The organism is Kordia sp., assembly GCF_045105435.1.
In the GTDB taxonomy this organism is placed as follows: Bacteria; Bacteroidota; Bacteroidia; order Flavobacteriales; family Flavobacteriaceae; genus Kordia.
The window spans coordinates 1-3,846 of the sequence record NZ_JBGCDL010000386.1; the positions used below are offsets into that span (position 1 = coordinate 1).

The 3,846-nt window shown below is 37.6% G+C and carries 3 protein-coding genes; all 3 read right to left on the minus strand.

The features are described from left to right. Positions 1 to 84: 84 nt before the first annotated feature. Complete coding sequence (locus AB8B65_RS19655) at positions 85 to 2,040, minus strand: OmpA family protein (protein WP_405302987.1); 1,956 nt, start codon at positions 2,038 to 2,040, stop codon at positions 85 to 87. Between the two features lie 20 nt (positions 2,041 to 2,060). Continuing rightward, positions 2,061 to 3,005 (minus strand): type IX secretion system membrane protein PorP/SprF, encoded by a 945-nt coding sequence (locus tag AB8B65_RS19660; protein WP_405302988.1) that lies wholly within the window; start codon positions 3,003 to 3,005, stop codon positions 2,061 to 2,063. Positions 3,006 to 3,060: 55 nt separating this feature from the next. After that, on the minus strand, positions 3,061 to 3,846 hold a 786-nt coding region (locus AB8B65_RS19665), incomplete at its 5' end, for a gliding motility-associated C-terminal domain-containing protein (protein WP_405302989.1).

The window sequence follows — 3,846 nt, forward strand, 5'->3', positions numbered from 1 at the left end:
AAGAAAAGCCCTAAAGTGAAAGACTTTAGGGCTAAAATAGAAAAGTGTTATTTTTTTAAAAAATTGCCACGTACTCGAATCGTATTAATTTTCAATAATAATAAATTCACTTCGCCTATTGAGTTGATGTTCGTATTCGGAACATGGGATTCCGTTACTGCATCTATTTACGTGCCTTGTTTCTCCGTAGCCTCTGCCCTTGAGTCTACTTTCATTGATACCATTGGTTAGTAGGAATTGAATGGTTGATTTGGCACGTCTGTTTGATAAATCCATATTATAATTATCGTCTGCTCTGCTATCAGTATGCGAACGCACGTCAATTTTCATGCTTGGATATAGTTTCATAATTGCAATTACTTTGCGTAATTCTATTTCTGCATCTGCACGGATATAGTCTTTGTCTAAATCAAAGTATATAGGATTGAGTCCTAATATTTTTACTAAATCGGCACCTACAGGAGCTACAATCGGTTTTTCTAATGAATTTCCTGTTTTTAGGAATAGTGTCTTTTTGATTGCTTTTCCAATTTCATTGGTAGTTCCAAACGATTTTTCGGCAGTTGCGTAGTTTTCTTTTGCTGCTCTAATGGCATAAGGAGCGTCACAATCTAAAGCAAAGGCAAAGCTTCCATCATCTTTGGCAAAAGTTTGATCAATCATATTATTGTCATTGTCTAGCAATAACACTTTTGCATTTGCAATAGGATTGTTTGTTTGTTCATCCAACACAATACCTTCTAGCTGCTGCGAACATTTTGATATGATTTTTTGTGTTTGGGTGAAGTTGTAAATATCATCATCACCTATTCCACCTTCACGATTGGAAGCGAAGTATCCACTTCCTGTGGTTTCATTGATGATAAAAGTAAAATCATCCTCTGGACTGTTGATGGGACGACCCAAGTTAAAAACTTCCCTGTAGGCGTTTGTCTTGTCAATAGTTGACACGAAAACATCTAACCCTCCCAGACCAACATGTCCATCGGATGAAAAATAAAGTTTGTTGTCTTTACTTATGAAAGGAAACGTTTCTCTTCCTTCCGTATTAATGATTTCACCTAAGTTTTCAGGTTCGCCAAATTCAGTTCCTTTGATTGCTATTTTGTACAAATCTGATTGCCCTTTTCCGCCAGGCATATCTGAGGCAAAGTACAGTGTTTTTTCGTCTGCGCTTAACGCTGGATGTGCCACTGAATATTGATCGCTGTTAAAAGGTAATTCTGCGACATTCCATTTATTATTTTTGCGTGTGGCTCTGTAAAGTTTTAATTTGTTTGTGCCATTATCGTCTTCTTTGTATTGTTTGTCTGTGTAATTGTTTCGGGTAAAATAAAATGTGTTTCCATCTTTTGTGTACACTGCCGTAGATTCGTGATATTGTGAGTTGATGACCTTTGGCATTTTTTCAACCGTATTTTTAGCATCTTCCGAAACGATATTTACTTGATATAAATCGAGAAACGGTTGTTCGTTCCAATCATGGATTCTTTTTGTTGCTCCACGATTTGATCTGTTGGAAGCAAATGTTAGTTTGTTTTGATAGAACGCAGGTGCAAAGTCTGACAACTCCGAATTGAAACCTACTTTTTCTAGTTTGAAACGTCCTGATTGCTGTTCTATTTCTTGCAGATAATTGCGCTCGTTCACAAATAATTTTGCTCGGTAATCTTCGCCTTTGGGCGTGAAGAATTTTTCCATAATGGCATCAGAAGCCGCATATTGTTCTGTACTTTTTAACGAAAGTGCATATCTGTAAAGGTATTCTGTATCAACTTCTTTCGAGAAATTGTATAACGCTTCATACCATTTTGCGGCGTTTTCATAATCTGCCGTAAAATAGTACGAATCACCCAAACGGGAAAATAATTCTGCCGATTGGTATCCTTCTTCTGCTACTTTTAGGTAGGCTTCACGTGCATCTATAAAGGCATATTCATCGTACTGATCGTTTGCTTTTTTAATGTTTTTTTCTTGTGCGTTCACTGCTCCTATTCCAACGATTAAGACAGCTATGATTGTGTATATTGTATATCTCATGTGTAACTATTTTTGTTGGATTAAAAGAATCTTGGTGATACCATGCGTTTGTTTCGTTTGAAGAGTTCATAGCGAAGAAAGACTTCGTAAGAACCATCATTGAATTGCTGTAATTGCGTCGTTTCTCTATCATAAGCAAATCCAATCATGAGTTGATCTGAGATTTGAAATCCAGCCATCGCACTTAGTGCAGCGCTCCATCGATAGGCAGCTCCAAGTGTAAGTTTGTCATAGATGAGAAAGTTAGCAGAAAGATCTACCTGTAAAGGTGCTCCAGCGACTAGTTTTACAAGTCCAGATGGTTTAAATTTTACTTCACTAGAAAGATCAAATACATAGCCTGTCATCAAATAGTAATTTACACGTTCTCGTGCCGTTGCGCTAGAGTTGTTACTATTAGGCGATTCGTCAAAATGTTCGGTTTCAAGCATGTTTGGTATACTTAATCCTAAATAGAATTTTGGTGTGTGATAGTATAATCCGACTCCAAATTGTGGTGAAAAACGTTTGTCAATATTGATAAAAGCATCAGGATCACCTGGATTAAACGCTCCTGTATTGAGTCGATTAGAATCAATGTCAAGTAAGTGCGCTCCTGCTTTTACTCCTAAAGCCAATCGTCCTTGTTCTCCCACATCTAGCGTATAGCTAAAATCAATGTCGATGTAACTTTCTTTGGCAATAAATATTTCGTCATTGGTGATGTTAAGACCTAATCCGACACGTTTTCCAACAGGTGAATGCATGGATGCCGTAAAAGCTCTTGGTGCGCCATCTAGTCCAACCCACTGCGATCTGTATAATCCTAGAAAACTAAACACATCTCTTGATCCGGCATACGCAGGATTTATACTCAGCGTATTGTACATGTATTGGGTATACTGCGCATCTTGCTGAGCTGTTGCATGATTAGAGAACAACACTAAAACCAGTAAAGTTATGATGGTTACATAATTGTTTTTCATAAGTGTATGTATTATACCTACCGGAGCTATACTCCGATAGGTGTTTGTATTGTTTTTATCTTCTATTAATATAAAGTGGCCCTGCTTTTTCTTGTCTGTTTCCGTTTTCATCTACATAAGACAGAACATAATAGTAAGTTCCTACTGGCAAGCGATCGTCTTTTGCTATGGTTACGCGACCTTCTGAGTATCCGCGGAAGAACTTGTTTCCTTGTCCATACCCATCTACATCGCATACTTTAACTCCCCATCTGTTATAGATTTTTAAGTTGTTGTCTGGGAAGTTTTGAATTCCTCTGATGGTAAATACATCATTGAGTCCATCACCATTTGGTGTTAGGATATCGAATATTTCAAGTGCTTCACTTGGATTTCCGTTGTTTACTTCTAAATAATCTGGAATGTCATTTCCGTTTTCATTTCCAAGTTCATCTCCATTTGGAATTCCATCACCATCACAGTCTAGTGCTAACCAAGCTGTATTTACTGCATTTAAGTCTTGACTGTTGAAGTCAAAATCACAAGGATTCGCTGGATTTGTATTGTCATTGGCAACTTCGACAGCGTTTGTGACTCCATCTCCATCACAATCACCGTTATTCCAAGCATTTGTAGGTGAAACTGTCTGACTTGATACATTAAGACTACAATCGTCTAATGGATTTGTACCATCTATGAGTTCATCGCCATTGGTAACTCCATCGCCATCACAGTCTGCATTGTTCCAAGCTGTGCTTACAGCTGTTATATCCTGACTTACTGTGTCAAAATTACATGGATCTTGCACTCTAGTTCCATCTGTAATTTCATCACCATTGGTAACTCCATCACCATCGCAATC

What these genes read in the sequence shown, in the direction of transcription:
- AB8B65_RS19655 (WP_405302987.1), bottom strand. Translation starts at nt 2,040, where the DNA reads ATGAGATATACAATATACACAATCATAGCTGTCTTAATCGTTGGAATA.
- AB8B65_RS19660 (WP_405302988.1), bottom strand. Translation starts at nt 3,005, where the DNA reads ATGAAAAACAATTATGTAACCATCATAACTTTACTGGTTTTAGTGTTG.